This window comes from Mycolicibacterium pallens, from assembly GCF_019456675.1.
GTDB lineage: Bacteria > Actinomycetota > Actinomycetes > Mycobacteriales > Mycobacteriaceae > Mycobacterium > Mycobacterium crocinum.
In genome coordinates this window covers 3,940,319-3,964,062 of record NZ_CP080333.1, presented here as the reverse complement: position 1 = coordinate 3,964,062, position 23,744 = coordinate 3,940,319, and the positions used below count along the sequence as shown (strand labels likewise).

The window sequence follows — 23,744 nt, the reverse complement described above, 5'->3', positions numbered from 1 at the left end:
CATGGCTGTCGTCGTGGTCACCGATTCGTCGGCCCGGCTGCGGACCGATGATGTCCGCGCCTGCCATATCCGCGTTGTCCCACTGCACATTTTGGTCGACGGACGTGACCTGCGCGATGGAGTCGACGCGATCCCGCCCGACCTGTATCAGCGCGGGCATGTGACGACGGCCGGCGCGACACCGAATGAACTGGCCGAGACCTACCGCGACGCGTTGCGCGACAGCGGGGGTGATGGCGTCGTGGCCGTGCACATCTCCGGGGAGCTGTCCAGCACGCTGGGCGCCGCCGAATATGCGGCGCGCGAGTTCGGTGGCGCTGTGCGGGTGGTCGATTCGAAATCGACGGCGATGGGCACCGGGTTCGTCGCGCTGGCGGCCGCCCGCGCCGCATACGCCGGCGCCGACCTGGAATCTGTTGTGGCCGAGGCGCAGTCGACGGTTTCCCGGGTGCGCGCCTATATCGTCGTGCAGCGACTGGACAATCTGCGCCGCAGCGGCCGGATCGGTACCGCCGCGTCCTGGCTGGGCACCGCGCTCGCGCTGAAACCGTTACTACGCATCGACGAGCAGGGCCGGCTGGTGCTTGCCCAGCGGGTGCGCACCGCATCCAAAGCGCAGGCGGCGATGGTCGAACAGGTCCTCGATGTGGTGGGTGAGCAGCGGGCTGCGCTGGCGGTCCACCACATCGACAACCCGGCCGCCGCAGGCGAATTGGCTGCCACCCTGGCCGCAGCCCTGCCGGGATGCGGGGCGCCGGTCGTCACCGACCTGGGCCCGGTGCTCGGCGTGCACGTCGGCGCCGGCGCGGTGGGAATCGTCGTCGCCGTCGATCCCACCCCGCCGGATCCGCTCACGCCTGCTTGAGGGCTTCGATCTCCAGGGTGATGGTGACCTTGTCGCCGACGACCGCCCCACCGGTCTCCAGCGGCATGTCGATATCGATGCCGAAGTCCTTGCGATTCAACACCACTGACGCCTCGAACCCGGCGACCGCGCCGTGTCCCATGCCGGGGTTCACGCCGTTGAATTCGACGGGTAGGGTGATGCGGCGGGTCACGCCCTTGAGCGTGAAATCGCCTTCCACCCGGTAGCCGTCACCGTCGGCGGTCACCGACGTCGACGAGAACGTGGCGGTGGGGTACTTCTCGACGTCGAAGAAATCCGGCGCCCGCAAGTGAGCGTCGCGCTGCTCGTTGCCGCTGTGCACCGAGGCGACGTCGATTTCCGCGGAGACCGACGGGGTGCCGTCGGCCGCCACCGTCACCGCACCGCTGAACGCGCCGAACGTGCCGCGAACCTTGCTGACAACGAGGTGGCGTACCGAGAAGCTGATCGACGAATGGACGGGGTCGATCGTCCAGGTTCCGGTGAGGTCGGTGGTCTGCGCCGGTGCGGTCATGGTTCGTTCTCCTTGATCGGTGGCGGCGAGCCGTGTGCCCGGCGCCTCAATCAGGAGTAACCGGACCGTGGTCCGGATTCATTCCCGCTCGGTCAGGAAGCGAAGAAACGCCCGGTCACCGGGGGCAGATCGGCCAGCGTCACGATGCCCGGCCGCGCGGCGACGACGGCCGGCACCGCGTTGGTCACCGGCAGCGCGGTGTAGATCATGCCCAGTCCCATGAAACCCGGTTCCGGCCAGTTCTTCGGCGGCAGGCAGTGCAGCACGGTGCGCATGTTGGGCACACCGAACACCTGGATGACATGGCCGTGCTCGAGCGGCTTGGGTGGCACTACGTGGTTGCCCATGATCCAGTTGAAGCCGACGCTGACCACGTTGCGGTCGCCGACCCAGCCCCGGTGGTAGCCGTACACCCCGCCGACGGTGCCTTCCGGGATCGTCATGAACCCGAGGTCGCTGTCACCGGTCGCGGTGGTGAAGGTGACGTCGAACGTCATTCGGTCCAATTTCGCACCGATCGCGTCGGCCATCATCGCCGCGGACTCGGCGAACACCTCGCTCTCCACCCGTACGCTCTCGGCCAATCCCTCGGTGTCCGGGTCGCAGCCGAAACCCATCGCGGACTGGGTGCCCGCGGACTCGTAGGTCGAACAGTCCACCGACTCGGTGATACGGATCTCGTCGACACGCTCACAGGCGCCGGAGAGCACCATGCCGACCATGTTCGTCATGCCGGGATGGGCGCCGCTGCCGAAGATCGTGGAATGGCCTTGTTCGCAAGCCTTTTCGATACGGGCGCGATCCTCGGGCGTCTGCTTGCCGCCGGTGATCCACGCCGCCGACGAACACACGTTGACGCCGGCCTCTAGGAGCCGCACCAACTCGTCGATGTTCGGCCACAACGGGTTGTAGCAGCAGGCGTCCGGTTTGGCCGCCAGCAGCGCGTCGATGTCGTTGGTCGCGGTGACGCCGGTGGGTTCGGGCCAGCCGGACAGCTCGGCGGCGTCGACACCGACCTTGTCGGCGCCGTGTGCATACACGCCGACCAACTCCATGTCCGGCCGGCTGATGATCGCGTGCAGCGACCGTCGGCCGATGTTTCCGGTGGTCCACTGGATTACCCGAATGGGGCGGTCGGTGATGGCGGTCATGGGCGGTCCTCCCTGGCTGGCGACTTGTACACAGTTGCGGATTCATCCACAGGTTCGCCACCGGACGTCCCGCACAGCGGATTCGGGTCGCCGCCGGGTCATACGGTCGCCGCATGCGAACCGAGCAGCCGCTGGCCAGCCTGCACCGCCGCCTTCGCCCGCATGACGCCAAGGACGACGACCCCGCCGACGAGCACAGTGACGACGAGATCCCGGTGCCCAGCTGGATCCCCGACGGGCGCGCCGACTCCGGCAGGAGTTGGCTGGCCGCCATCCGCGCCGACCCCGGCCGCTCCGGCGGCATCGCACTGGCGGTGATTGCCGTTGTCGCCGTCCTCATCACGGTGTTCGCGCTGATGCGCGACGACCCACCGCCCGTCGTGTCGGCCAAGCTGCCGCCGGTGGAGATGGTGTCCTCGGCTGCGCCGCGCCCCGGTCCGGATCCCAGCCAGCCGGTGGTCGTCAGTGTCGTCGGGCTGGTCACCAAGCCGGGGCTGGTGACACTGGCTCCCGACGCCCGCATCGCCGACGCGGTATCGGCCGCGGGCGGCGCCCTGAATGGCGCCGACACCTTGGGGCTCAACCTGGCCCGCCATCTCACCGACGGCGAGCAGATCGTCGTCGGCATCGGCACCCCGGCCGGTCAGCCGACGGCTCTAGGGAGTTCGGTCAGCGGCGGCGCGCCCACCGCGGCCACGCCACCCGCGGCGCCCGGCAAGGGACCGCCCGCCGAACCGGTGAATCTCAACACCGCCACCGTCGAGCAGCTCGACGCGCTACCCGGCGTCGGCCCGGTGACGGCGGCCGCGATCGTCGCCTGGCGTGACGCCAACGGAAAGTTCACCAGCGTCGACCAACTCGGTGACGTCGACGGCATCGGGCCGGCGCGGCTGGACAAGTTGCGGGCGTTGGTGCGGGTTTGACCGATGCCGGTACGCGCCTGGATCTGCGGCTGGTGCCCGCAGCGCTCACCGCCTGGGCCGTGACGGCGGCGGGCATCACGTGGGCGGTCGGGCCGCTGCTGGCCGCTGTGTGCGCGGTGGTCGGGGTGGGCTGGGCGGCGCTGGTCCGCTGGCGCGCAGACAGCCGGCCTGCGTTGCGTGCGACGAGTGTCGCCGTGATCGGCGCGGCAGTCGTCGGTGCGGGTTTCGCGTTGGCGGCTGGCATGCGCAACGACGCCGTGCGTGAACATCCGATCGCACAGCGGTTCGGTGCGGTGGCACGCGTGACGGTGACACCGGGGGAGGACCCCCGGCCGCTCGGCGGTGGGCGGTTGATGTTCCGCGCCTCGCTCTCACACCTGGACAACGCCGAGATGCGCGGCAGTGTCACAGTTTTCGCCCCGGCGCAGGGCTTCGGTGAGCTGATGGCCGGCCAACCCGTGCGCTTCAAGGCTCGCATCGGTAGGCCGACCCGGCACGACCTGACGGTGGCCGTTCTCAACGCGTCCGGCGAGCCCACAGTGGGGCGCGCATCACTTCTGCAGCGCGCGGCCAGGGCGGTGCGCGCCCGCTTCGCGCGAGTGGCCCGCGACGTGCTGCCGTCCGATCAAGCCGCCATCCTGCCGGGGCTGGTGCTGGGCGACACGTCGACCGTACCGGCCACCACCACAAGGGAGTTCAAGACGGCCGGGCTCACCCACCTCACCGCGGTGTCGGGCGCCAACGTCACGATCGTCTGCGGCGCGGTGCTGTTGTCGGCGCGGATTGTCGGACCGCGCGCCGCGGTCGGGCTTGCGGCCGTCGCGCTGGTGGCGTTCGTCATCGTCGTACAGCCGACGGCCAGTGTGCTGCGTGCCGCGGTGATGGGCGGCATCGCGCTGGTGGCCATCCTCAGTGCCCGCCGACGTCAGGCGGTTCCGGTGTTGGCGGCCACGGTGCTCGGATTGCTGATCGTGGCACCACAAATGGCGGTCGACGCCGGCTTCGCACTGTCGGTGTCCGCGACCGCGGCGCTGATCGTGCTGGCACCGGGCTGGTCGGCTCGGCTGATCGCTCGCGGCTGGCCCACGCCCCTGGCCGAGGCGCTGTGCATCGCACTCGCCGCCCAACTGGTCACCGCGCCGCTGGTCGCCGCGATATCGGGCAAGCTGAGCGTGATCGGAGTGCTCGCCAATCTGGCTGTCGCCGTGGTCATTCCACCGATCACCGTGCTGGGAACCGCGGCGGCCGCGCTGTGTTGGTTCCTGCCATCGGCCGCGGGGCTGCTGATCCGGTTCACCGGTCCGGAACTGTGGTGGCTGCTGCGCGTCGCGTCCACCGCCGCCGAGGTTCCTGGCGCCGCGCTGACCGTGCCGTCCGGAATCGGCGGTGTCGCGACAGTGGCGGGAGCGACGCTGGCCACGGTGATGCTGTACCGCGGGTTCAAGGTCGGTGTCGGGCGGTGTCGGCCGTTCGTGAAACGATCCTCTGGTGAGTGCGACAGTCGACGGCCTGCATCTGATCCTTGGTGACGAGGAGCTGCTGGTCGACCGGGCCATCTCCGAGGTGCTGCGGCTGGCCCGCGACGCGGCGGGCACCGCCGATGTGCCGGTCGACCGGCTGCGTGCCGGCGACGTGTCGGTCAACGAGCTGGCCGAACTGCTCAGCCCGTCGCTGTTCGCCGACGAGCGGGTGGTCGTGCTCGAGTCCGCCGCCGAAGCAGGCAAGGAAGCCGTCGAGCTGATCGCCACCGCGGCCGCCGACCTACCGCCCGGCACCGTGCTGGCCGTCGCGCACTCCGGCGGCGGACGCGCGAAGGCGCTGGCCGATCAGTTGAAGAAGCTCGGCGCCCAGGTTCATCCGTGCGCCAAGATCACCAAAGCCGCTGAGCGGGCCGACTTCGTGCGCGCGGAGTTCCGTCGGCAGAAGGTCAAGGTCGACGACGACACCGTCAATGTGCTGCTCGATGCCGTCGGCTCCGACATTCGGGAACTCGCCTCTGCGTGCTCGCAGCTGGTGGCCGACACCGGCGGTCACGTCGACGCGGTCGCGGTCCGGCGCTATCACAGCGGCAAGGCCGAGGTCTCCGGCTTCGATATCGCCGACAAGGCCGTGGTGGGGGATGTCGCCGGCTCGGCGGAGGCGCTGCGGTGGGCGATGCTGCGCGGTGTCCCGCATGTCGTGCTGGCCGATGCGCTCGCCGAGGCGGTGCACACGATCGCGCGGGTAGGCCCGGTATCCGGTGACCCGTACCGGTTGGCCTCCGAGCTCGGGATGCCGCCGTGGAAGATCCAGAAGGCGCAGAAGCAGTCGCGGCGCTGGTCGCGCGACAAAGTGGCGACGGCCATGCGACTGGTCGCGGCGTTGAACGCCGACGTCAAGGGCGCAGCGGCCGACGCCGACTACGTGCTGGAAGATGCGGTGCGCAAGGTGGCGCAGCTGGCCGCCGGAAGCGGCCGGGACTGAATCAGATCTTGTTGAAGGCCTGAGCCAGCGCGGACTTCTTGTTGGCCGCCTGGTTCTTGTGGATCACGCCCTTGCTGGCGGCCTTGTCCAGCTTGCGGCTGGTCGACACGAGCAGCTCGGCGGCCTTGTCCTTATCGCCCTCAGCAGCGGCGGTCCGGAACCCACGGATCGCGGTGTGCAGCGCGCTCTTCACCGACTTGTTGCGCACCCGGCGCCGCTCGTTGGTGCGGATGCGCTTTTCCTGCGACTTGATGTTGGCCACGCGTTAGTTCCTCGTCTTCAAGCTTGGGGGTCTCGTTCTTGCCGGGGCCGTCGGGCCCTCGGGCAGCGACTGTTCAGGGTACCAGCGGCGGCCCTGAACTCCCAAAACGAAGGTCACTGGCCTGCCGAAATGCCGAAGGTCAGGCAGAGTAGGTCCCGTGAGCCTTCGCACCCTGCCTTCGGAAGCCAGCCGGTCGTCGCGCAACGGGTCGCGACAACCGCGGCATCACGACCATATCTTCGGTGGTTACAACAAGCTGGGCTCGTATGCCAAGGCCTTCGACGAGATGTTCGACAACCAGGGCAACGTGCGCGGGCCGTACAAGGGAATCTTCGCTGAACTCTCGCCATCGGACGCCGAGGAACTCGAGGCCAGGGCGGAGGCGCTGGGCCGGGCGTTCATCGACCAGGGCATCACGTTCTCGCTGTCCGGCCAGGAGCGGCCGTTCCCGCTCGACCTGGTTCCCCGGGTCATCTCGGCGGCCGAATGGTCCCGGCTCGAACGCGGCATCACCCAGCGGGTCAAGGCGCTGGAGATGTACCTCGACGACATCTACGGCGACCAGGAGATCCTGCGCGACGGCGTCATCCCACGCCGGCTGGTCACGTCCTGCGAGCACTTCCACCGACAGGCCGCCGGAATCAACCCGCCGAACGGGGTGCGCATCCACGTCGCCGGCATCGACCTGATCCGTGACGCCCAGGGCACCTTCCGCGTGCTGGAGGACAACCTGCGGTCCCCGTCGGGCGTCTCCTACGTCATGGAGAACCGGCGCACGATGGCGCGGGTCTTCCCGAACCTGTTCGCCACCCACCGGGTGCGGGCTGTCGGCGACTACTCGTCGCACCTGCTGCGAGCGCTGCGCAACGCCGCGGCCACCAACGAGGCCGACCCGACGGTCGTCGTGCTCACCCCGGGCCCGTTCAACTCCGCCTATTTCGAGCACTCCCTGCTGGCCCGCCAGATGGGTGTCGAACTCGTCGAGGGCCGCGACCTGTTCTGCCGCGACAACGTGGTCTACATGCGCACCACCGAGGGGGAGCGTCAGGTCGACGTCATCTACCGCCGGATCGACGACGACTTCCTCGACCCCATGCAGTTCCGCCCCGACTCGGTGTTGGGGGTGGCGGGACTGCTGAACGCGGCCCGGGCCGGCAACGTGGTGATCTCCAGCGCGGTCGGCAACGGCGTCGGCGACGACAAGCTGGTCTACACCTACGTGCCGACGATCATCGAGTACTACCTCGGCGAGAAGCCGCTTTTGGCGAACGTCGACACCATGCGCTGCTGGCTCGACGACGAGCGCGAGGAGGTGCTCGACCGGATCGACGAGCTGGTGATCAAACCGGTCGAGGGCTCGGGCGGTTACGGCATCGTGTTCGGCCCCGACGCCTCCGAGAAAGAGCTGGCCGCCATTCGCAAGAAAGTCATCGCCGACCCGCGCGGCTGGATCGCGCAGCCGGTGGTGCAGTTGTCGACGGTGCCGACGAAAGTCGGTGACGCCCTGGCCCCGCGGCACGTCGACCTGCGACCGTTCGCCGTGAACGACGGCGAAGACGTCTGGGTGCTGCCCGGTGGGCTGACCCGCGTCGCGCTCACCGAGGGCTCGCTGGTGGTCAACTCCAGTCAGGGCGGCGGATCCAAGGACACCTGGGTGCTGGCCTCCCGTACGTCGGGTGCCGCTCGCGAACTCGGCGACGCCGAGGTGGTGCGCAAACTTCCCAAACCGGCCAAGGCCGCGCCCGCCGAGAAGGGCGCTGACTCAACCTCCAGCCAGCAGCAAGGCCAGCAACAGCAGCAGGCGGTGATGCGCTGATGTTGGCCCGTAACGCCGAGGCGCTCTACTGGATCGGACGCTACGTCGAGCGTGCCGACGACACCGCCCGCATTCTCGACGTGACGGTCCATCAGCTGCTCGAGGACTCCAGCGTCGACCCGGACCAGACGTCGCGGGTTCTATTGCAGGTCTTGGGAATCGAGCCGCCCAAACACCAGCTCGACCTGTGGTCGCTGACCGACCTGGTGGCGTTCGACCGGGGACTGACCGGCGGTTGCTCGATCGTCGACGCGATCTCGGCCGCACGCGAAAATGCCCGCTCTGCACGGGAAGTCACGTCGAGCGACATGTGGGAATGCCTCAACACCACCTACAACGCGCTGGCCGAACGTGAGCGTGCGGCACGCCGGCTGGGCCCGCACGAATTCTTCAGCTTCATCGAGGGCCGGGCGGCGATGTTCGCCGGGCTGACCGACTCGACGCTGTCCCGCGACGACGGATACCGGTTCCTGGTGTTGGGCCGCGCGATCGAGCGCGTCGACATGACGGTGCGGCTGCTGCTGTCCCGCGTCGGCGACAGCGCCTCGTCGCCGGCCTGGGTGACAGTGTTGCGCTCGGCCGGTGCCCACGACACCTACCTGCGCACCTATCGCGGTGTGCTCGACGCCAGCCGCGTCGTCGAATTCATGTTGCTGGACCGGCTGTTTCCGCGGTCGATCTACTACTCGCTGAAGCTGGCCGAGCACAGTCTCGACGAACTCATGCACCGGCCGCACAACCGGCTCGGGTCCACCGCCGAGGCCCAGCGCCTGCTCGGGCGCGCCCGAAGCGAACTGGAATTCATCCGGCCCGGCGTGCTGCTCGAGTCGCTGGAGGAACGGTTGGCCGGACTGCAGGAAACCTGTCGCGACGTCGGAGAAGCGGTGGCGCTGCAGTACTTCCACTCCGCGCCGTGGGTCGCGTGGTCGGACGCCGGACAGCCGGGTTCGCTGGTGATCGAGGAAGGGGAGATCTGATGTGGCGGATGCGGGTCGTGCACGCGACGGGGTACGCGTACAAGTCCCCGGTCACCGCCTCCTACAACGAGGCCCGGCTGACGCCGCGCTCGGACTCGCGGCAGAACGTCATCCTCAATCGCGTCGAGACCATTCCGGCCACCCGCAACTACCGGTACGTCGACTACTGGGGCACGGCGGTAACGGCTTTCGACCTGCACGCGCCGCACACCGAGTTGGAGGTGACGGCGTCCTCAGTGGTCGAGACCGACAAACCGGAATACCCGGAGGAGCAGGCGTCGTGGGAGGAACTGGAGTCGGAGGCGGTGCGGGACCGCTTCGACGAAGTGCTCAGCCCCACCCACTACACGCCGGCGAGCCGGCGGATGGAGCGCGTCGGCAAACGCATTGCCAAGGAGCACGATCCGCAGGAGGCCGTGATCGCCGCCGCCCGATGGGCACACAGTGAACTGACCTACGTGCCCGGCACCACTGGCGTGCATTCGTCGGGCCTCGACGCGCTGCGCGAAGGCAAGGGGGTGTGCCAGGACTACGCTCACCTGACGCTGATCCTGTTGCGCAGCATGGGAATTCCAGCCCGGTACGTGTCGGGATATCTGCACCCCAAGCGCAACGCCGTGATCGGTGAGACCATCGACGGCCAGAGCCACGCCTGGATCCAGGCGTGGACGGGCGGGTGGTGGAACTACGACCCGACCAACGACGCGGAGATCAACGAGCAGTACATCAGCGTCGGTGTCGGCCGGGACTACGCCGACGTCACCCCGCTGAAGGGGATTTACTCCGGGGAGGGCTCCACCGACCTCGACGTGGTGGTGGAGGTCACCCGACTGGCCTGACCGGGCGGCGGTCGCCGGGCGGCGACGATCGCTTCGGCCAGCAGCACCACCAGAAGCGATATGCCGAAGGCGGGGAACAGGATTCCGAGGATGACCGCGACGACGGTCACCACGATCATCGCCTTCTTCGGGGTGTTCGCCCGAGTGGTCTCGCTGGCCGGCCCGGGCAGTCCGCTGCGCCCGCTCGGACGTCGTGTCCACCACATGAGCAATCCGGTCGCCACGCTGAGTAGAACCCCGAGGCAGGCGACCGTGGCGGAAATCCGCGTGAGCCAGCCCATTTGATTGCCCATGTGCATTGCGATCCCGAAGCTTGTCAGCTTCGACAACGCCCCGTCCTGGGCGGCGGTGGCGTTGGTGATCGTGGCGCCGGTGAACTGGTTCAGATACAGCGTGCGCTGCTCGGACACCCGTTGCGGCCAGCGATTGACCACCGTGTAGCTGCCGTACGTCGTCGCACCGTCCCGGGTCGAATCCGCGGGCGGGAAGATCGCGTAGCCGGGAACCATGTGCTCGTCCTTGGCGATGCGGTCGATGTCGGCGTAGGACAGTCGCGCCGCACCCGGGCTCGGGTCGGAGGCGTAGATCGGGTCGTCGGTGGCGGCCCAGGCGATGCGGCGGCCCAACCGGTCGAGGTCGCCGAGTTTGGCCGGTGTTGAGGGAGCATCGATTTCGGCCGAGGGCGTGACGGTGGCGGTCACTGCTCGCCAGTTCTCGCCCCAGTACCGCGTCCAGGTCATGCCCGAGAGGATGTAGCAGATCAGGATCACCGCGACCACGACGCCGGTCAGGGCGTGCACGTCGCGCCACCGGGGCCGGCCTCCCTGACGCCACCGCACGGTCAGCAGCGGCTTGGCGGCTTCGATGGCGCGCGGCCACCACAGATAGATTCCGCTGGCGAGCAGCACCAGGATCCAGGTCGCGGTCAGCTCCATCCACAGGTTGCCGATCCCCACCGGGATCGTCGATTGCGGATACGCGGACGGATTGATCACGTGGCCCAGCGACGGCAACTGCATATGCGGTCCATCGTTGCCGAACATCCGGTGCAGCTGATTCGCCCAGCCGACCAACCCCGACAATTGTTCTCGCTGCCCCAGATAGGCGCCCGTATAGGGATCGACGAACACCTGGATGACGTCGGCTTCGGCCTGCGGGTAACCCTTGGCGTCGACGGGGGAGAAGTCCACCCGGGTCGAGGCGTGCGCACCGTCCGGCGGGGTGACAGCCTCCAGGGTGTCACCCGCAGCGACGTGTTGTTTGGCGGTCGCCACCTGCGTGTCGAGCGGCACCGTCTGCGGTCCCGGTTCGACGACGAGCAGATGCCGGTTGAGCAGCGCATCCAGCGGTTGGCCGTAGAGGATCACCAGGCCGCTGCAGGCGAGCATCACCAGCACGGGCGCGGCGAACAGCCCAACCCAGAAATGCAGCCGCCAGATCCGGCGCAGAACAGCCGCGTCAGCGCGGCGCGTCGAACTCTCCGTCGTCGTCATCGCCCATAAGTCGGGCGACGGGGTGGTTTAGTTCCCGACGGACACCCGAAGCAGATCGTCGCCGATCTCCACCGGGCCGCTGAACTCGGTCGCCGCCTGGGCGCGCCACTGATCCTCCTGGCCCGGCACCAGCGGCGGCACGTAGTGTGTGAGCACCAGCGTGCCGACCCCGGCCCGGGCCGCGGTGGCTGCGGCCTGCTCGACCGACGAGTGGTAGTCGAGAATGTCCCGGATCCGCTGGAGCGGCATCTGCTGCACGAGGTCTGCGCGGATCACGGTGTGCACCAGAGCGTTTGCGCCCTTGGCGAGTTCGTCCAGGCCGGCGCAGGGCACGGTGTCACCGGCCAGCACCACCGAGGCGCCGTCGTGCTCGACGCGGAATCCGAGCGTCGGCTCGACCGGACGATGGTCGGTGGGCGCCGCGGTGATCCGGACGCCGGCGTCATCCCAGACCTGGCCGTCGGTGTACTCGTACACCTGAATCGAGGGTGGCTCGGTGATGTCGGCGTGGTGGTGAATGCGGTAGGAGATGTCGGGTGCCAGCGCCGCCAGCGTCGCGTCGACGACCGCCTTGGTGCCGGGCGGCCTGATGATCGGTAGCGGCGTCGGCACAAACGTGGTGACCCAGCGCGTGGTGATGACATCGGACAGGTCGGTGATGTGATCGCTGTGCAGGTGGGTGAGCAGCAGCGCGGTGATGTTGGCCGCGCCGACGCCCGCCGCGGCCGCCCGCATGAGCACGCCACGGCCGCAGTCCACCAGGAACACCGAGTCGCCGGCTTTGACGAGAGTCGACGGTCCGGCCCGATTCGGGTCGATCATCGGGCTTCCGGTGCCGAGCAGCGTGATGTCGATCATGGCGTTAATTACTACCCTGCCGCGCGGTTGCCGGGAGGGATTTAGCCCTTCAATGAGCTATTGACACATGAAGGTTCGAATCCGTCGTTGTCTCACGTGTTCATCGGCACCCCTACCGGATTTCTTCAATAGGTCATTTACTGACCGGAAACAGCGTGGTTACAGACCGTGGATAGCGTGGCGTCGACCGGTGCGGAAAGGAAACACATGACCACCACGCTCAACGGAGCGTCGGCGCCCGCCGATGTTCGCGAGGTTGCCGAGAAGCTGACCGCGGCGGGAGTCCGCTACGCGGCCATCAGTTTCGTCGACATGCACGGTAAGCCGAAGGCCAAGATGGTGCCGTTGGCGCACTTGGCGCAGGCAGCGAACGGGTCCGAGATGTTCACCGGAGCCGCCCTCGACGGGGTACCCCAAGACGTCAACGACGACGAGGTGGCACCGCACCCCGACCTCGACGGGGTGATCGTCATGCCCTTCAACCGCGAGATCGCCTGGTTTCCCGGCGATCTCTGGATCGGCGACTCCCCATTCGAGTCGTGCAGCCGGCAGATCCTCAAGCGGGTGACCGCCGATGCGGCGACGCTGGGCTACACCTTCAAACTCGGGATCGAGACGGAGTTCTTCCTGCTGTCCGATCAGTCCGGAGCCCCGCAGCCGGCCAGCCCGGACGACAACCTCGACAAACCGTGTTACGACCTGCGGGGCATGCTGCACAACTTCGGCGTGGTCGACGACATCGTCTCGGCGATGAACGAACTCGGTTGGGACGTCTACTCTTTCGACCACGAGGACGGAAACGGTCAGTTCGAGACGGACTTCACCTACACCAACGCGGTGTCGATGGCCGACCGGTTCGTCTTCTTCCGGATGATGGTCGGTGAGATCGCCCGTAAGCACGGGTTGTTCGCGTCCTGGATGCCCAAACCGTTCGCCGATCGCACGGGCAGTGGAGCGCACTACAACATGTCGCTGGCCGACGCAGACGGTGTCAACCTCTTCGCATCCACCGACGATCCACGGGGATGCGGACTGTCCCGGCTCGGCTACCAGTTCATCGCCGGTGTACTGCGGCATGCGCCCGCGATCTGCGCGGTGATCGCGCCCACGGTCAACAGCTACAAGCGACTGGTCAAGCAGGGCAGCATGTCCGGACTGACGTGGGCGCCCATCTTCGCCTGCTACGGGGACAACAATCGCACCAACATGTTGCGGATTCCCCGGGGCGGTGGCCGCGTCGAATGTCGCGCAGCCGACAGCGCCAACAACCCGTATCTGGGCGCTGCCCTGATGTTGGCCGCCGGATTGGAAGGCATTCGGGAAGGTCTCGACCCCGGTGAGCCCAACCGCGACAACCTCTACCGGCTCTCGGAGCTGGACCTGATCGAGCGCGGTATCACCTGGTTGCCCCGCTCACTCGGCGAGGCCATCGATGCTCTGGAGGCAGACCCGTTGGTGCGCAATGTCTTCGGTCCAGTAATGAGCGAGGCGTTCATCGCCGAGAAGAAACTCGAGTGGGATTCCTACAACGCCCACGTGTCGTCATGGGAGTCCGAGCGCTACTTGCGGTTTTTCTGATGAGCAACCGCTGGGACGATCTCAACTCGGTGCAGATCGCGGGGCGGCTGGCCGCCGATCCGGACACCGTCGCCCTGATTCCGGTGGGCGCCACCGAACAGCATGGGCCGCACCTGCCGGTGGGCACCGACACGATCGTGGCCACCGCCGTGGCCGAGGCGGCAGCGGCCGATCTCGGACTCGTACTGCCTGCGATCGCGTTCGGCGCCAGCTTCTTTCACGGGACCACGCTGCCGGGCACGGTCGCGTTCACCGGGGAAGACACCGCGGCGACGGCAGTACGCGTCGCCGAAGCCTGCGTCGACTCCGGCGTGCGTCGCATCGTGTTCGTCAACGGTCACGTCGGTAACAACGCGCCGTTGTGGTTGGCCTGTGACCGCTTCCGCAGACAGCATCCCGACCGGCGCATCGGCGTCATGCAGTGGTGGGATCTGACACCTGATATCGCAGGACGAGCCACCGAGGATGCCGTCGACTGGCACGCGAATGCCGCGGAAACATCACTGATGCTGGCGATTCGGCCGGAGCTGGTGGACATTGACGCCATGCGCGGGGCCGACGACCCCGACCGCACCGCGGGCACGGTTTTCCGTTATCCGGTACACCAGGTGTCCACCAACGGAGTCACCGGCCACCCGTCGCGTGCCTCAAAGACGTACGGTCTCGAACTGTGGGCCGATGTGGTCGCCGCCGCGCGCGACCTGGTTGAGCGTGCACACCGCGAGACCCCACCGTTGGGATGACGAAAGCCTCGCCGCGCGCCGGGATCGTCAACGCCGCGACCCGGCTGTTCTCCGAAAAGGGTTACGCGCAAACCACGATGAGCGATATCGCGCGTGCCGCCGGGCTGAATCAGTCGTCGCTCTACTACTGGTTTCGCAACAAGGAGCAGCTGCTGGGGGAGACGCTGCTGGTGAACCGCGCACCCCTGAGTTTCATCGCCGAGGTCGGTGCCGGTTCGGGTCCGCCGGCGGTCAAGCTCTACCGGCTGTTGCGGTTCGACACCATCCAACTGGCCCTGTCGCCGATCGACTTCAACGAAATCCAGCGCATCGCCCACGAACAGCGCACCGACTTCCACCAGTTCTGGACCGACTACGAACGGCTCCGAGGCTGGGTGTCCGACCTCATCGGCGCGGCGATCGCGGAGGGAAAGTTCATCGACTGCGATCGCGACGAGACGGCTGGGCTGCTGCTGAACTTCGATGAGGGCGCACAGAAGCGCACCCGTCTGCACACCGATGAGGGTGAGCGGGTCACCGAAGCCGTCCGCGTTGCCGAACAGGTGGCGACCATCGCGGTGCGCGGACTGCTCAAACGCCCAAGCGAGATCGGCCGGATCAGTGCTCAGGCCGCGCAGTTCGACGACGCCGCGGTGGCGCTGAAAGTCAGCCAGTCCCAAGCTGAGTGACCGTCACTCGCGTGCCGAGGACACCCAGTTCGGGTCGATCGCCCGGTGGCCGGACACGCTCGCGCCTGCGGCGTCGAGCGCGACCATCTGATCGGGGTTGAGGTTGACCGACAACGACGCGGCGTTCTCGTCGACCCGCGCCGCGCGGCGGGTGCCGGGGATCGGCACCGACGCCACGCCGAGGGCTTCGGCGCGCTGCCGCAACCACGCCAGCGCCACCTGTGCCGGCGTCGCTCCCACCTCCTCGGCGATGGTCTTGACCACTTGCACGACAGCCAGATTGGCGTCCAAGGCCTCCTCGGCGAAGCGCGGGATCCGGCTGCGGAAGTCCCCGGCCGACTTCAAGTCGTCGGCCGAACTGATTGTCCCGGTGAGGAACCCGCGCCCCAGCGGCGAGTACGGCACGAAGCCGACGCCGAGTTCGGCGGCCGCCGGCACCACGTTGCGTTCGACGTCGCGGCTCCAGATCGACCATTCGCTCTGCACCGCGGCGATCGGGTGCACGGCCACCGCGGCACGCAGCTCGTCGGCGGTCACCTCCGAGAGCCCCAGATGACGGACCTTGCCCGCGGCGACCAACTCGGCCATCGCGCCGACCGTCTCCTCGATCGGCAGCGACACGTCGCGGCGGTGCATGTAGTACAGGTCGATCACCTCGGTGCCCAGCCGGCCCAGGCTCTCGTCGACGCAGCGCCGCACATACTCGGCATCGCCGCGGGCCTTGAGCTTGCCGGTCGTCGGATCGCCGTCGATCCCGAACTTCGTCGCCAGCGTCACCTCATCGCGGCGCTCGGCGAGCACCTGGCCGATCAGCTTCTCGTTGGCGCCGCCGCCGTAGACGTTGGCGGTGTCGATGAACGTCATCCCGACGTCCAGGCAGTGGTTCAGCGTCGCCAACGATTCGGTGTCGTCGACCGCGCCGTAGACCGGGGTCAGCGCCATCCCGCCGAATCCGATCGCGCTGACCGTCAATCCGTCACCCAACTCCGTCTTCGGCAGCGTGCCCATTCCACACCCTTTCGTCTCGGCCTGTTCTGTCCTAACGCAACCAACGCGGTTTGCTTCCCCGCGGGTGAAATAAGCCTTAACCTGGTGTGACATCCATCACAAGGGGGTGGCGATGCGTATCGCCGACATCCTTCGCAGTAAGGGCGCGACGGTGGCCACGGTCACCGAGACCACTACGGTCACCGGCCTGCTGGCCGAACTGGTCATCCACAACATCGGCGCGATGGTCGTGGTCGGCCCCGACGGCGGTGTGGTGGGCATCGTCTCGGAGCGCGACGTCGTACGCAAACTGCACGACCACGGCCCTGACCTGCTGCGCTGCCCGGTCGCCGACATCATGAGCAAGGTGCTGGTGACCTGCTCACCGGACGACCCGATCGACGACCTGAGCGCGCTGATGACCAACAACCGGGTCCGGCACGTGCCGGTGATGCAGGGCGGCCGACTGGCCGGCATCGTCAGCATCGGCGACGTGGTGAAGAACCGGATGGACCAGTTGCAGGCCGAGCAGGAGCACCTGCAGGCCTACATCACCCAGGGCGGCTAGCTCCGGCGCCGAGATCGACAGCAGGGTCGTGAATCGCGCGGATTGACAGCCCTCACGTCGATCTGGACGAGGCCATCAGCTCCAGGAGTATTCGGCGCGCAGCCGCGCGGCGACGATCTCGAAGGTCGGCCGGTCCAGGATGGCTCCCTCCCGACGGATGCCTTCCTCGGGAACGTCGAGCACCCGGTCCAGCCGCACCCAGCTGGGCCGACCGTCGTCATCCCAGACGCCCGAGCCGATCCCGACCCAGTTCCGGTCCTCGGCGTGGTGCGTCTGGCTGGACAGCATCAGGCCCAGCAGCGTGCGGCGATCCCGGCCGACCACCAGCACCGGCCGGTCCTTGCCCTTGGTCGGGTCGTCCTCGTAGACCACCCACGTCCACACGACCTCGCCGGGGTCGGCGCGACCGTCGAGGTCGGGTGAGTACACCAGCCGGCGGGCGCGATGCGCGGTCGGGACGCTGTTGTCGGTCACCGGCCGGCCTGCGGTGATCGCGGCGGGCTGATCGGGCGCAACGGTGCTGGCTGCCAGCACTTCGATGCCCAGCCTGAGGCCCTGCTGGATGGTCCGCGGCACGGCCTGCGGTATCGGCAGCTGCCGAATGAGCTTGGGCGCCTCGTTGAACACGAGGTGCTCTGCGATCTTCTGAAACGTCCTCCACTGCGACGCCATTCTCGACAGCTTAGGCGGAAGGCGAGAGGTGTGTGGCGCGCGATTGTGTCCCGAAGCGCCCCAGTAGATACCCTGGACAGACCCGAGGGCCCCCTCGAATCGCCACCCGACCAGGAGATTTCCCATCAGCAGTTTCGCCGACCAGACGTTCACCGCGCCGGCGCAGATTCGGAACTTCTGCATCATCGCCCACATCGATCATGGGAAGTCCACGCTGGCGGACCGGATGCTGCAGCTCACCGGCGTCGTCGATGAGCGGTCGATGCGCGCGCAGTACCTGGACCGGATGGATATCGAGCGGGAACGCGGCATCACGATCAAGGCTCAGAACGTGCGACTGCCCTGGGAAAGCAACGGCGAGAAGTTCGTCCTGCACCTGATCGACACCCCTGGCCACGTCGACTTCACCTACGAGGTGTCGCGCGCTCTCGAGGCCTGCGAAGGCGCGGTGCTGCTGGTCGACGCCGCCCAAGGCATCGAGGCCCAGACGCTGGCCAACCTCTACCTCGCACTGGACCGCGATCTGACGATCATCCCGGTGCTCAACAAGATCGACCTGCCGGCCGCCGACCCGGAGCGCTACGCCGGCGAGATCGCGCACATCATCGGCTGCGAGCCCAGCGACGTGCTGCGGGTGTCGGGCAAGACCGGCGAGGGTGTGGCGGCGCTGCTCGACGAGGTGGTGCGTCAGGTGCCCGCGCCCACCGGCGACGCCGACGCCCCGACGCGGGCGATGATCTTCGACTCGGTGTACGACATCTACCGCGGCGTGGTGACCTACGTCCGGGTGGTCGACGGCAAGATCGTCCCGCGCGAGCGAATCAAGATGATGTCCACCGGCGCGACCCACGAACTGCTCGAGGTCGGCATCGTCTCGCCGGAACCCAAGGCCAGTGACGGCCTGGGAGTCGGCGAGGTCGGCTACTTGATCACCGGCGTGAAGGACGTGCGCCAGTCCAAGGTCGGTGACACCGTCACGACGGCCCGCCACGGCGCCACCGAGGCGCTGACGGGCTACCGCGAACCCAAGCCGATGGTGTACTCGGGGCTGTATCCGGTCGACGGCTCGGACTACCCGAATCTCCGTGAGGCACTGGACAAGCTGCAACTCAACGACGCCGCGCTCACCTACGAACCGGAAACGTCGGTGGCACTGGGCTTCGGCTTCCGCTGCGGCTTCCTGGGTCTGCTGCACATGGAGATCACCCGCGAGCGGCTCGAGCGCGAGTTCGATCTCGACCTGATCTCCACGTCGCCCAACGTCGTCTACCGGGTGATCAAGGACGACGGCACCGAGCTGATCGTGACCAACCCGTCGGACTGGCCGGAGGGCAAGGTCCGTGAGGTTTACGAGCCGGTGGTCAAGACGACGATCATCGCGCCCAGTGAATTCATCGGCACAATCATGGAGCTGTGCCAGTCTCGCCGTGGCGAACTCGGCGGTATGGACTACCTTTCGCCCGAACGTGTCGAACTGCGCTACACGATGCCGTTGGGCGAGATCATTTTCGACTTCTTCGATTCGCTGAAGTCCCGCACTCGCGGCTATGCCAGCCTGGATTACGAAGAGGCCGGCGAGCAGGAGGCGGCACTGGTCAAGGTGGACATCCTGCTGCAGGGCGAGGCCGTCGACGCCTTCTCTGCGATCGTGCACAAGGATTCGGCGCAGGCCTACGGCAATAAGATGACCACCAAGCTCAAGGAGCTGATTCCGCGCCAGCAGTTCGAAGTGCCGGTGCAGGCCGCCATCGGCTCGAAAATCATTGCCCGCGAGAACATCCGAGCGATTCGCAAGGATGTGCTGGCGAAGTGCTACGGCGGTGACATCACCCGTAAGCGCAAGCTGCTGGAGAAGCAGAAAGAGGGCAAGAAGCGGATGAAGACGATCGGACGGGTCGACGTGCCCCAAGAGGCCTTCGTCGCCGCGCTGTCCACCGACGCCGCCGGCGATAAGGCCGGCGACAAAGCCAAGAAGTAGGGGGCTTCATCACACGCGACCAGGTTGTCGTTCGGGGGCGATCGATCATCGGTGCCGCGGTGGGCATCGCCGTGCTGGCGGGTTGTACAAGCACGGTCGACGGCTCAGCGGCGCGCCGCGAACCGGTCACTACGGTGCGGGATCTCGCGACGGTTCTGCCCAGCAGTGCCGAGGTCACCCGGGCGGTGGGAAACCCATTGCCCGAGAGCGGTTCTGCGGCGATCGGCGGGATCGACATGTTGCCCAACGGTATTCAGGACAACTCCGGCGCCACTCCCATCGAATGTCTCGGCCCGGCTACGCCGTTCATGCGTGTGGTGTACCAGGGCGGCGATGTGCGACGTGTTGGCTGGCAGGAGTTCTCGAACGTGGGTAGCGGCCAGGCGGTCTCCAGTGTGGACGCAGGCGTCGTCGAATTCGCCTCCGACACCGAGGCGCAACGGCTGTTCGCGGACTTCGCCGCCCGGTGGAAGTCCTGCGAGGGCACAACCGTTCGCAGCACGCTGCCCGGCCCGGCGAACACCGAGCTCTACCAGAAGATCACCGACGTGAGGGTCGACGGTCCGCTGGTGTCGGCGACGGTGATCAACTCGGACAACCAGGGCGACGCGGCATTTCCCATCGAGCGGGCCATCGGGCTGGCGGCCGATTGCGTCATCGACGTGGACGCAGCGGTCACCGGCGGCACACCGGCTCAGCAGCGAGCCTCGGGCCGTGCGGTCAGCATCGTCAGAACGATGCAGGACAAGGTCAACCTCGGGCGCTGATCCGCCGTTGAGCCGCGGTGACGGGCCGGCCGGGGGACAATGTCGTCCGTGAACCGCGCGCCCGTGTTCTGCGTTGCCGTCCTGGTCACCGCGTCGCTGTCCGGATGCGTGTCCACCGTCAGTGGCACGGCACTACGCGGCCAGAGCGCGGGGCCCGTCTCGCCCGACGTCCCCACGCTCACGGAGACCGACCTCGAGCGGGTACTCCTCACCGCAGGGGAGGTCAACGGCGTTATGGGCGCCACCGGCATCCGGGTGACCGCGTCCTCGCAGAACATGAGCGACAACTCCGACGGGGTGTCGGACGTCGACTGCCTCGGTGCGATCTACGGCGCCGAACAACTGGTCTACCAAGGCAGTGACTGGTCGGCCGTTCGTGACCAGGTGCTGCAGGAGCCGACGGCCGACAACGCGCACTGGGTCGAACAGATTGCGGTGCTCTTCCCGACGACCGAGAAGGCGCAGGCGTTCGTCGACAAGTCCCGCGCCACGTGGCAGAAGTGCGGCGGCACCTCGATCGACATCGATAACTCGGACGTGCACTCCACCTGGAAGATCGACCAGCCCGATGTGAGCGGTGACATCCTCACCCAGGTCTCCGTGCAACGCAACGCCGGCGGGTGGGGCTGCCAGCATGCGCTCACCTCGGCGTCCAACGTGGTGGTCGAGGCGTGGGCGTGTAGCAATTCCATCGCCGACGAAGCCCGGGCGATCGCCGCGGACATGATCAAGAAGGCGGCCAAGAATTAGCGACTTTGCTTGCGGCTTGCGCGGCAATTGAATTCGGCGCGGGTTTAACCGGTGTGATCGGGCAGGGGGCGGTTTTACGCTGCCCAAGTGTCCCGCGAAGTGCATCTCCTGACTTTCGGCAGTACCCGCTCGGCGGGCCCGTGGCGACACCCGGACATCGACAACAGCACCGCGGCCGTGCGTCGGCGGCTCGTCGAGCGTGCCCAGATCGCGGAGAAGGGCACCTTCGACGCGCTGTTCTTCCCGACGGTCTCAACTTCGGCCCACCGGAAACATGGCCGTACAAGACAACTGAGGACTTCGAGCCGTTGACGGCGACGGCGGCGCTGTCCTCGGTGACCGACTACATCGGCCTTGTCGTCACCGGGTCGGCGACGCTCGCGCATCCGTATCACCTTGCCCGACAACTGTTGTCGCTGGACCACCTGAGCGGCGGTCGAGCGGGGTGGAATCTGGTCACCAGTTTCGCGGCTGCGGCGGCTGCCAATTTCAGTAACCGGGGAGTGATCGAGCACGACACCCGTTACGAGATCGCCGACGAGGCGATCGAGGTCGTCAAGAATTTGTGGGACGGTTGGGGGCCGGAGACCATCGTCGAAGACCGTGCCCGGGGAATCTTCAATGACATCACCAGTATTCAGGTGGCCAACCACCACGGCGAGCACTTCGATGTCGCTGGCCCGATCGGTGCGGCCCGGTCGGCGCAGGGCCAACCGGTAATCTTCCAGGCCGGATCGTCGCCGCGCGGAAGGCAGTTCGCTGCCCGGCATGCCGAAGTCATCTTCACCGGGCAGGGCACGATCGCCCGCGCACAGGAGTTCTACCGGCAGATCCACACCGAGGCCAACCGCGCACGCCGGGCGGCGCCGTTGATCACCCCGTCGTTGCGATTCCTTGTCGGCTCCACCGAGGACGAGGTCCGCCGGATCGAGCGGTCGGCATTCGAGTACTTCAGCCCCGAGTACCAGGCCGGCTGGCTGCTGGAGGTGGATGTCGACGTCGTCGGCGCCGATCTCGATGGCCCGGTTCCGGATTCGGCGTTTCCCGAATCCACCGAAACGCACCAGACCGCGCTCGCGGGTTACCGCGCGTTGGCCCGCGATGGCAACCCGACGGTGCGCGAGTTCCTGTATCGGACGATCAACGGGTGGGGCGCCCAGGTCGTCGGCACACCCGAGCAGATCGCCGACGAGATCGAGACGTGGTTTCACGCGAACGCGGCCGACGGTTTCGTGCTCACCGATTCCGGCTTGCCCGGACAGCTCGCCGACTTCGTCGACCAGGTGGTTCCCGTTCTCCGCAAGCGCGGGCTGTTCCGGCACGAATACACCGGGACGACCCTGCGCGCGCATCTCGGTCTGCCCGTGCCGGAACGTCGGGAGCTGTCGGCGTGACCCGTACACCGTTCATCCTGTCGGCGTTCTCCATGTCGACGGTGTCGCACGGCAACTTCGGCATGTGGCGCCATCCCGAGGACCGCACCGCGCAATACACCAGCCTCAGCTATTGGGTGGACTTGGCGCGACTACTCGACGACGGCGGTTTCGACCTACTGTTCATCGCCGATGCGGTCGGCCAGCTCGACGTGTTCGGCGGCAGTGCGGAAGCGGCGCTCACCCACGCGGTGCAGACGCCGGTCACCGATCCGCTGCTCGCCGTGTCGGCGATGGCGGCCGCCACCCGCCGGCTCGGCTTCGGTATCACGGTGTCGACCACCTACGAGAGTCCCTACCTGCTGGCCCGGAAGTTCAGCACGCTGGACCATCTCACCGGCGGCCGGATCGGCTGGAACATCGTCACCTCGTTGCTCGACAGCGCCGCTCGCAACATCATCGGCCGGCAGCGCCAGATCCCACACGACGAGCGCTACGCCATCGCCCAAGAATTCCTCGACGTTACCTACAAGCTGTGGGAAGGCTCGTGGGAGGACGGCGCCATGGTGCGCGACCGTGCGACCGGGGTATTCACCGATGCGACCAAGGTGCACCCGATCGGTCATGAGGGCCGGTACTTCAGCGTGCCCGGTGCGCATCTGGTCGAGCCGTCGCCGCAGCGGACTCCCGTGCTCTTCCAAGCCGGATCATCCTCAGCAGGACGGGAATTCGCGGCTCGCAATGCCGAAGTCGTGTTCGTGTCCGACCCGCGTCCCGCGGTGGTGCGGTCGCGGGTGGAGGATGTGCGGCGCCGTGCGGTCGAGCACGGCCGCAGCCCCGACTCAGTCCGGTTCCTGAGTTCGGTCGAGATCGTCGTCGACAGCACGCCGCGGGCCGCCCAGGCCAAGGCTGATGAACTCTCCCGCTACACCGATTTGGAAGGCGGCCTGGTGCTGCTGTCAGCGCTCAGTGGCGTGGACTGGTCAACCTACGGCGTGGACCGGCCGATCGAGCAGTTCGACACCGACGCCTCACAATCCATCCTGGCCACCGTGGATGACTCTGATGGGCTTCGGCAGCGAATCACCCTGCGTGATTACGTCGGAAGGCTCGGGGGGTTCGGCGGTCCGCTGTTCGTCGGTGACGCCACGACGGTCGCCGACGGGCTAGTGGATTTCGCCGCGCGCACCGGGGTCGACGGCTTCAACATCGCTTATCACATCACGCCGGGCAGCTTCGTCGATGTCGCCGAGTACCTCATTCCGGAACTGCGCCGCCGTGGACTCGCGGGCGGGGACCAGGCGGACACCCTGCGGCAGCGGCTGTTTCCCTCCGGTTCGGCGCTGCTGCCCGACGAGCACCCGGGCGCCGCTCCACGGAAAAGAATCTCAGCGATCCGATAACTGACGCTCGCCGAAACTTTCGGGCAACGTGTCAGTAACGTCAACAATACGGTAAATCTCTTGCGCGCCAAGCGA

Annotated in this window: 22 protein-coding genes and 1 pseudogene; 16 read left to right on the top strand and 7 right to left on the bottom strand. The window is 67.4% G+C overall.

From position 1 onward, the window contains the following. The first annotated feature begins 1 nt into the window (after position 1). Positions 2–865, top strand: coding sequence for a DegV family protein (locus tag K0O64_RS19435; protein ID WP_071943143.1), 864 nt, complete (start codon positions 2–4; stop codon positions 863–865). Here K0O64_RS19435 and K0O64_RS19430 read toward each other — a convergent pair. After that, positions 852–1,400 (bottom strand): YceI family protein, encoded by a 549-nt coding sequence (locus K0O64_RS19430; RefSeq protein WP_071943145.1) that lies wholly within the window; start codon positions 1,398–1,400, stop codon positions 852–854. The two genes, K0O64_RS19435 and K0O64_RS19430, sit on opposite strands and share 14 nt — an antisense overlap. A gap of 92 nt (positions 1,401–1,492) precedes the next feature. After that, on the bottom strand, positions 1,493–2,551 hold the full coding sequence (locus K0O64_RS19425; RefSeq protein ID WP_071943147.1) for an NAD(P)H-dependent amine dehydrogenase family protein: 1,059 nt from the start codon (positions 2,549–2,551) through the stop codon (positions 1,493–1,495). A 113-nt stretch (positions 2,552–2,664) separates the two neighbouring features. Between K0O64_RS19425 and K0O64_RS19420 the strand changes: the two genes are divergently transcribed. The 3 genes from K0O64_RS19420 to holA are packed head-to-tail and all read left to right on the top strand — an operon-like array spanning position 2,665 to position 5,937. Then, positions 2,665–3,474: a ComEA family DNA-binding protein gene (locus K0O64_RS19420; protein ID WP_071943149.1), complete on the top strand. Its 810-nt coding sequence runs from the start codon at positions 2,665–2,667 to the stop codon at positions 3,472–3,474. Positions 3,475–3,497: 23 nt separating this feature from the next. Then, positions 3,498–5,003, top strand: coding sequence for a ComEC/Rec2 family competence protein (locus tag K0O64_RS19415; protein ID WP_220046515.1), 1,506 nt, complete (start codon positions 3,498–3,500; stop codon positions 5,001–5,003). Next, positions 4,960–5,937 (top strand): DNA polymerase III subunit delta, encoded by a 978-nt coding sequence (gene holA, locus K0O64_RS19410; protein WP_220046514.1) that lies wholly within the window; start codon positions 4,960–4,962, stop codon positions 5,935–5,937. Before K0O64_RS19415 ends, holA begins: the two co-directional genes overlap by 44 nt. 1 nt (position 5,938) lies before the next feature. Here the strand turns inward: holA and rpsT are convergent, their stop codons facing one another. Then, positions 5,939–6,199, bottom strand: a complete 261-nt coding sequence (rpsT, locus tag K0O64_RS19405) for a 30S ribosomal protein S20 (RefSeq protein ID WP_036344424.1) — start codon at positions 6,197–6,199, stop codon at positions 5,939–5,941. Positions 6,200–6,356: 157 nt separating this feature from the next. Here rpsT and K0O64_RS19400 point away from each other — a divergent pair, with 157 nt between their 5' ends. The 3 genes from K0O64_RS19400 to K0O64_RS19390 are packed head-to-tail and all read left to right on the top strand — an operon-like array spanning position 6,357 to position 9,831. After that, positions 6,357–8,015: a circularly permuted type 2 ATP-grasp protein gene (locus K0O64_RS19400; RefSeq protein ID WP_164520104.1), complete on the top strand. Its 1,659-nt coding sequence runs from the start codon at positions 6,357–6,359 to the stop codon at positions 8,013–8,015. After that, positions 8,015–8,992, top strand: coding sequence for an alpha-E domain-containing protein (locus K0O64_RS19395; protein WP_071943153.1), 978 nt, complete (start codon positions 8,015–8,017; stop codon positions 8,990–8,992). Before K0O64_RS19400 ends, K0O64_RS19395 begins: the two co-directional genes overlap by 1 nt. Next, positions 8,992–9,831: a transglutaminase family protein gene (locus tag K0O64_RS19390; RefSeq protein WP_071943155.1), complete on the top strand. Its 840-nt coding sequence runs from the start codon at positions 8,992–8,994 to the stop codon at positions 9,829–9,831. Before K0O64_RS19395 ends, K0O64_RS19390 begins: the two co-directional genes overlap by 1 nt. On the opposite strand, the gene K0O64_RS19385 is transcribed toward K0O64_RS19390, so the two are convergent. Both K0O64_RS19385 and K0O64_RS19380 read right to left on the bottom strand, forming a co-directional pair. Beyond that, positions 9,771–11,324 carry a PepSY-associated TM helix domain-containing protein gene (locus K0O64_RS19385; protein WP_071943157.1) on the bottom strand — a complete coding sequence of 518 codons (1,554 nt, stop codon included), beginning with the start codon at positions 11,322–11,324 and terminating at the stop codon, positions 9,771–9,773. The genes K0O64_RS19390 and K0O64_RS19385 overlap by 61 nt on opposite strands. Positions 11,325–11,351: 27 nt before the next feature. Then, positions 11,352–12,182 (bottom strand): ribonuclease Z, encoded by an 831-nt coding sequence (locus K0O64_RS19380; RefSeq protein WP_220045669.1) that lies wholly within the window; start codon positions 12,180–12,182, stop codon positions 11,352–11,354. Between the two features lie 207 nt (positions 12,183–12,389). On the opposite strand from K0O64_RS19380, the gene glnT reads away from it, so the two are divergent. From glnT to K0O64_RS19365, 3 genes are read left to right on the top strand one after another with little or no spacing between them, the layout of a single operon-like run. Next, positions 12,390–13,760 (top strand): type III glutamate--ammonia ligase, encoded by a 1,371-nt coding sequence (gene glnT / locus K0O64_RS19375; RefSeq protein WP_071943161.1) that lies wholly within the window; start codon positions 12,390–12,392, stop codon positions 13,758–13,760. Next, entirely contained in the window at positions 13,760–14,503 is a 744-nt protein-coding gene (locus K0O64_RS19370; protein ID WP_220045668.1) for a creatininase family protein, read from the top strand. The genes glnT and K0O64_RS19370 overlap by 1 nt, the downstream gene beginning before the upstream one ends. Next, positions 14,500–15,171 (top strand): TetR/AcrR family transcriptional regulator, encoded by a 672-nt coding sequence (locus K0O64_RS19365; protein ID WP_225933487.1) that lies wholly within the window; start codon positions 14,500–14,502, stop codon positions 15,169–15,171. The genes K0O64_RS19370 and K0O64_RS19365 overlap by 4 nt, the downstream gene beginning before the upstream one ends. 3 nt (positions 15,172–15,174) lie before the next feature. Here the strand turns inward: K0O64_RS19365 and K0O64_RS19360 are convergent, their stop codons facing one another. Further along, positions 15,175–16,179 carry an aldo/keto reductase gene (locus K0O64_RS19360; RefSeq protein ID WP_071943165.1) on the bottom strand — a complete coding sequence of 335 codons (1,005 nt, stop codon included), beginning with the start codon at positions 16,177–16,179 and terminating at the stop codon, positions 15,175–15,177. Positions 16,180–16,291: 112 nt separating this feature from the next. Between K0O64_RS19360 and K0O64_RS19355 the strand changes: the two genes are divergently transcribed. Beyond that, positions 16,292–16,726 (top strand): CBS domain-containing protein, encoded by a 435-nt coding sequence (locus K0O64_RS19355; protein WP_071949705.1) that lies wholly within the window; start codon positions 16,292–16,294, stop codon positions 16,724–16,726. Between the two features lie 75 nt (positions 16,727–16,801). Here K0O64_RS19355 and K0O64_RS19350 read toward each other — a convergent pair whose 3' ends face one another. Continuing rightward, positions 16,802–17,398 (bottom strand): type II toxin-antitoxin system PemK/MazF family toxin, encoded by a 597-nt coding sequence (locus K0O64_RS19350; protein ID WP_071949706.1) that lies wholly within the window; start codon positions 17,396–17,398, stop codon positions 16,802–16,804. A gap of 67 nt (positions 17,399–17,465) precedes the next feature. Between K0O64_RS19350 and lepA the strand changes: the two genes are divergently transcribed. The 5 genes and pseudogenes from lepA to K0O64_RS19325 all read left to right on the top strand — a co-directional run bounded on the left by lepA (position 17,466) and on the right by K0O64_RS19325 (position 23,669). Next, positions 17,466–19,376, top strand: a complete 1,911-nt coding sequence (gene lepA, locus K0O64_RS19345; RefSeq protein ID WP_071943167.1) for a translation elongation factor 4 — start codon at positions 17,466–17,468, stop codon at positions 19,374–19,376. Between the two features lie 59 nt (positions 19,377–19,435). Beyond that, a complete protein-coding gene (locus K0O64_RS19340) occupies positions 19,436–20,143 on the top strand; it encodes a sensor domain-containing protein (protein ID WP_164520103.1) in 708 nt (235 codons plus the stop codon). Between the two features lie 48 nt (positions 20,144–20,191). Continuing rightward, positions 20,192–20,893 carry a sensor domain-containing protein gene (locus K0O64_RS19335; RefSeq protein WP_225933486.1) on the top strand — a complete coding sequence of 234 codons (702 nt, stop codon included), beginning with the start codon at positions 20,192–20,194 and terminating at the stop codon, positions 20,891–20,893. Positions 20,894–20,980: 87 nt separating this feature from the next. Further along, positions 20,981–22,287, top strand: a pseudogene (locus tag K0O64_RS19330) (NtaA/DmoA family FMN-dependent monooxygenase). Between the two features lie 32 nt (positions 22,288–22,319). After that, a complete protein-coding gene (locus K0O64_RS19325; protein WP_071949707.1) occupies positions 22,320–23,669 on the top strand; it encodes an LLM class flavin-dependent oxidoreductase in 1,350 nt (449 codons plus the stop codon). Positions 23,670–23,744 lie beyond the last annotated feature (75 nt).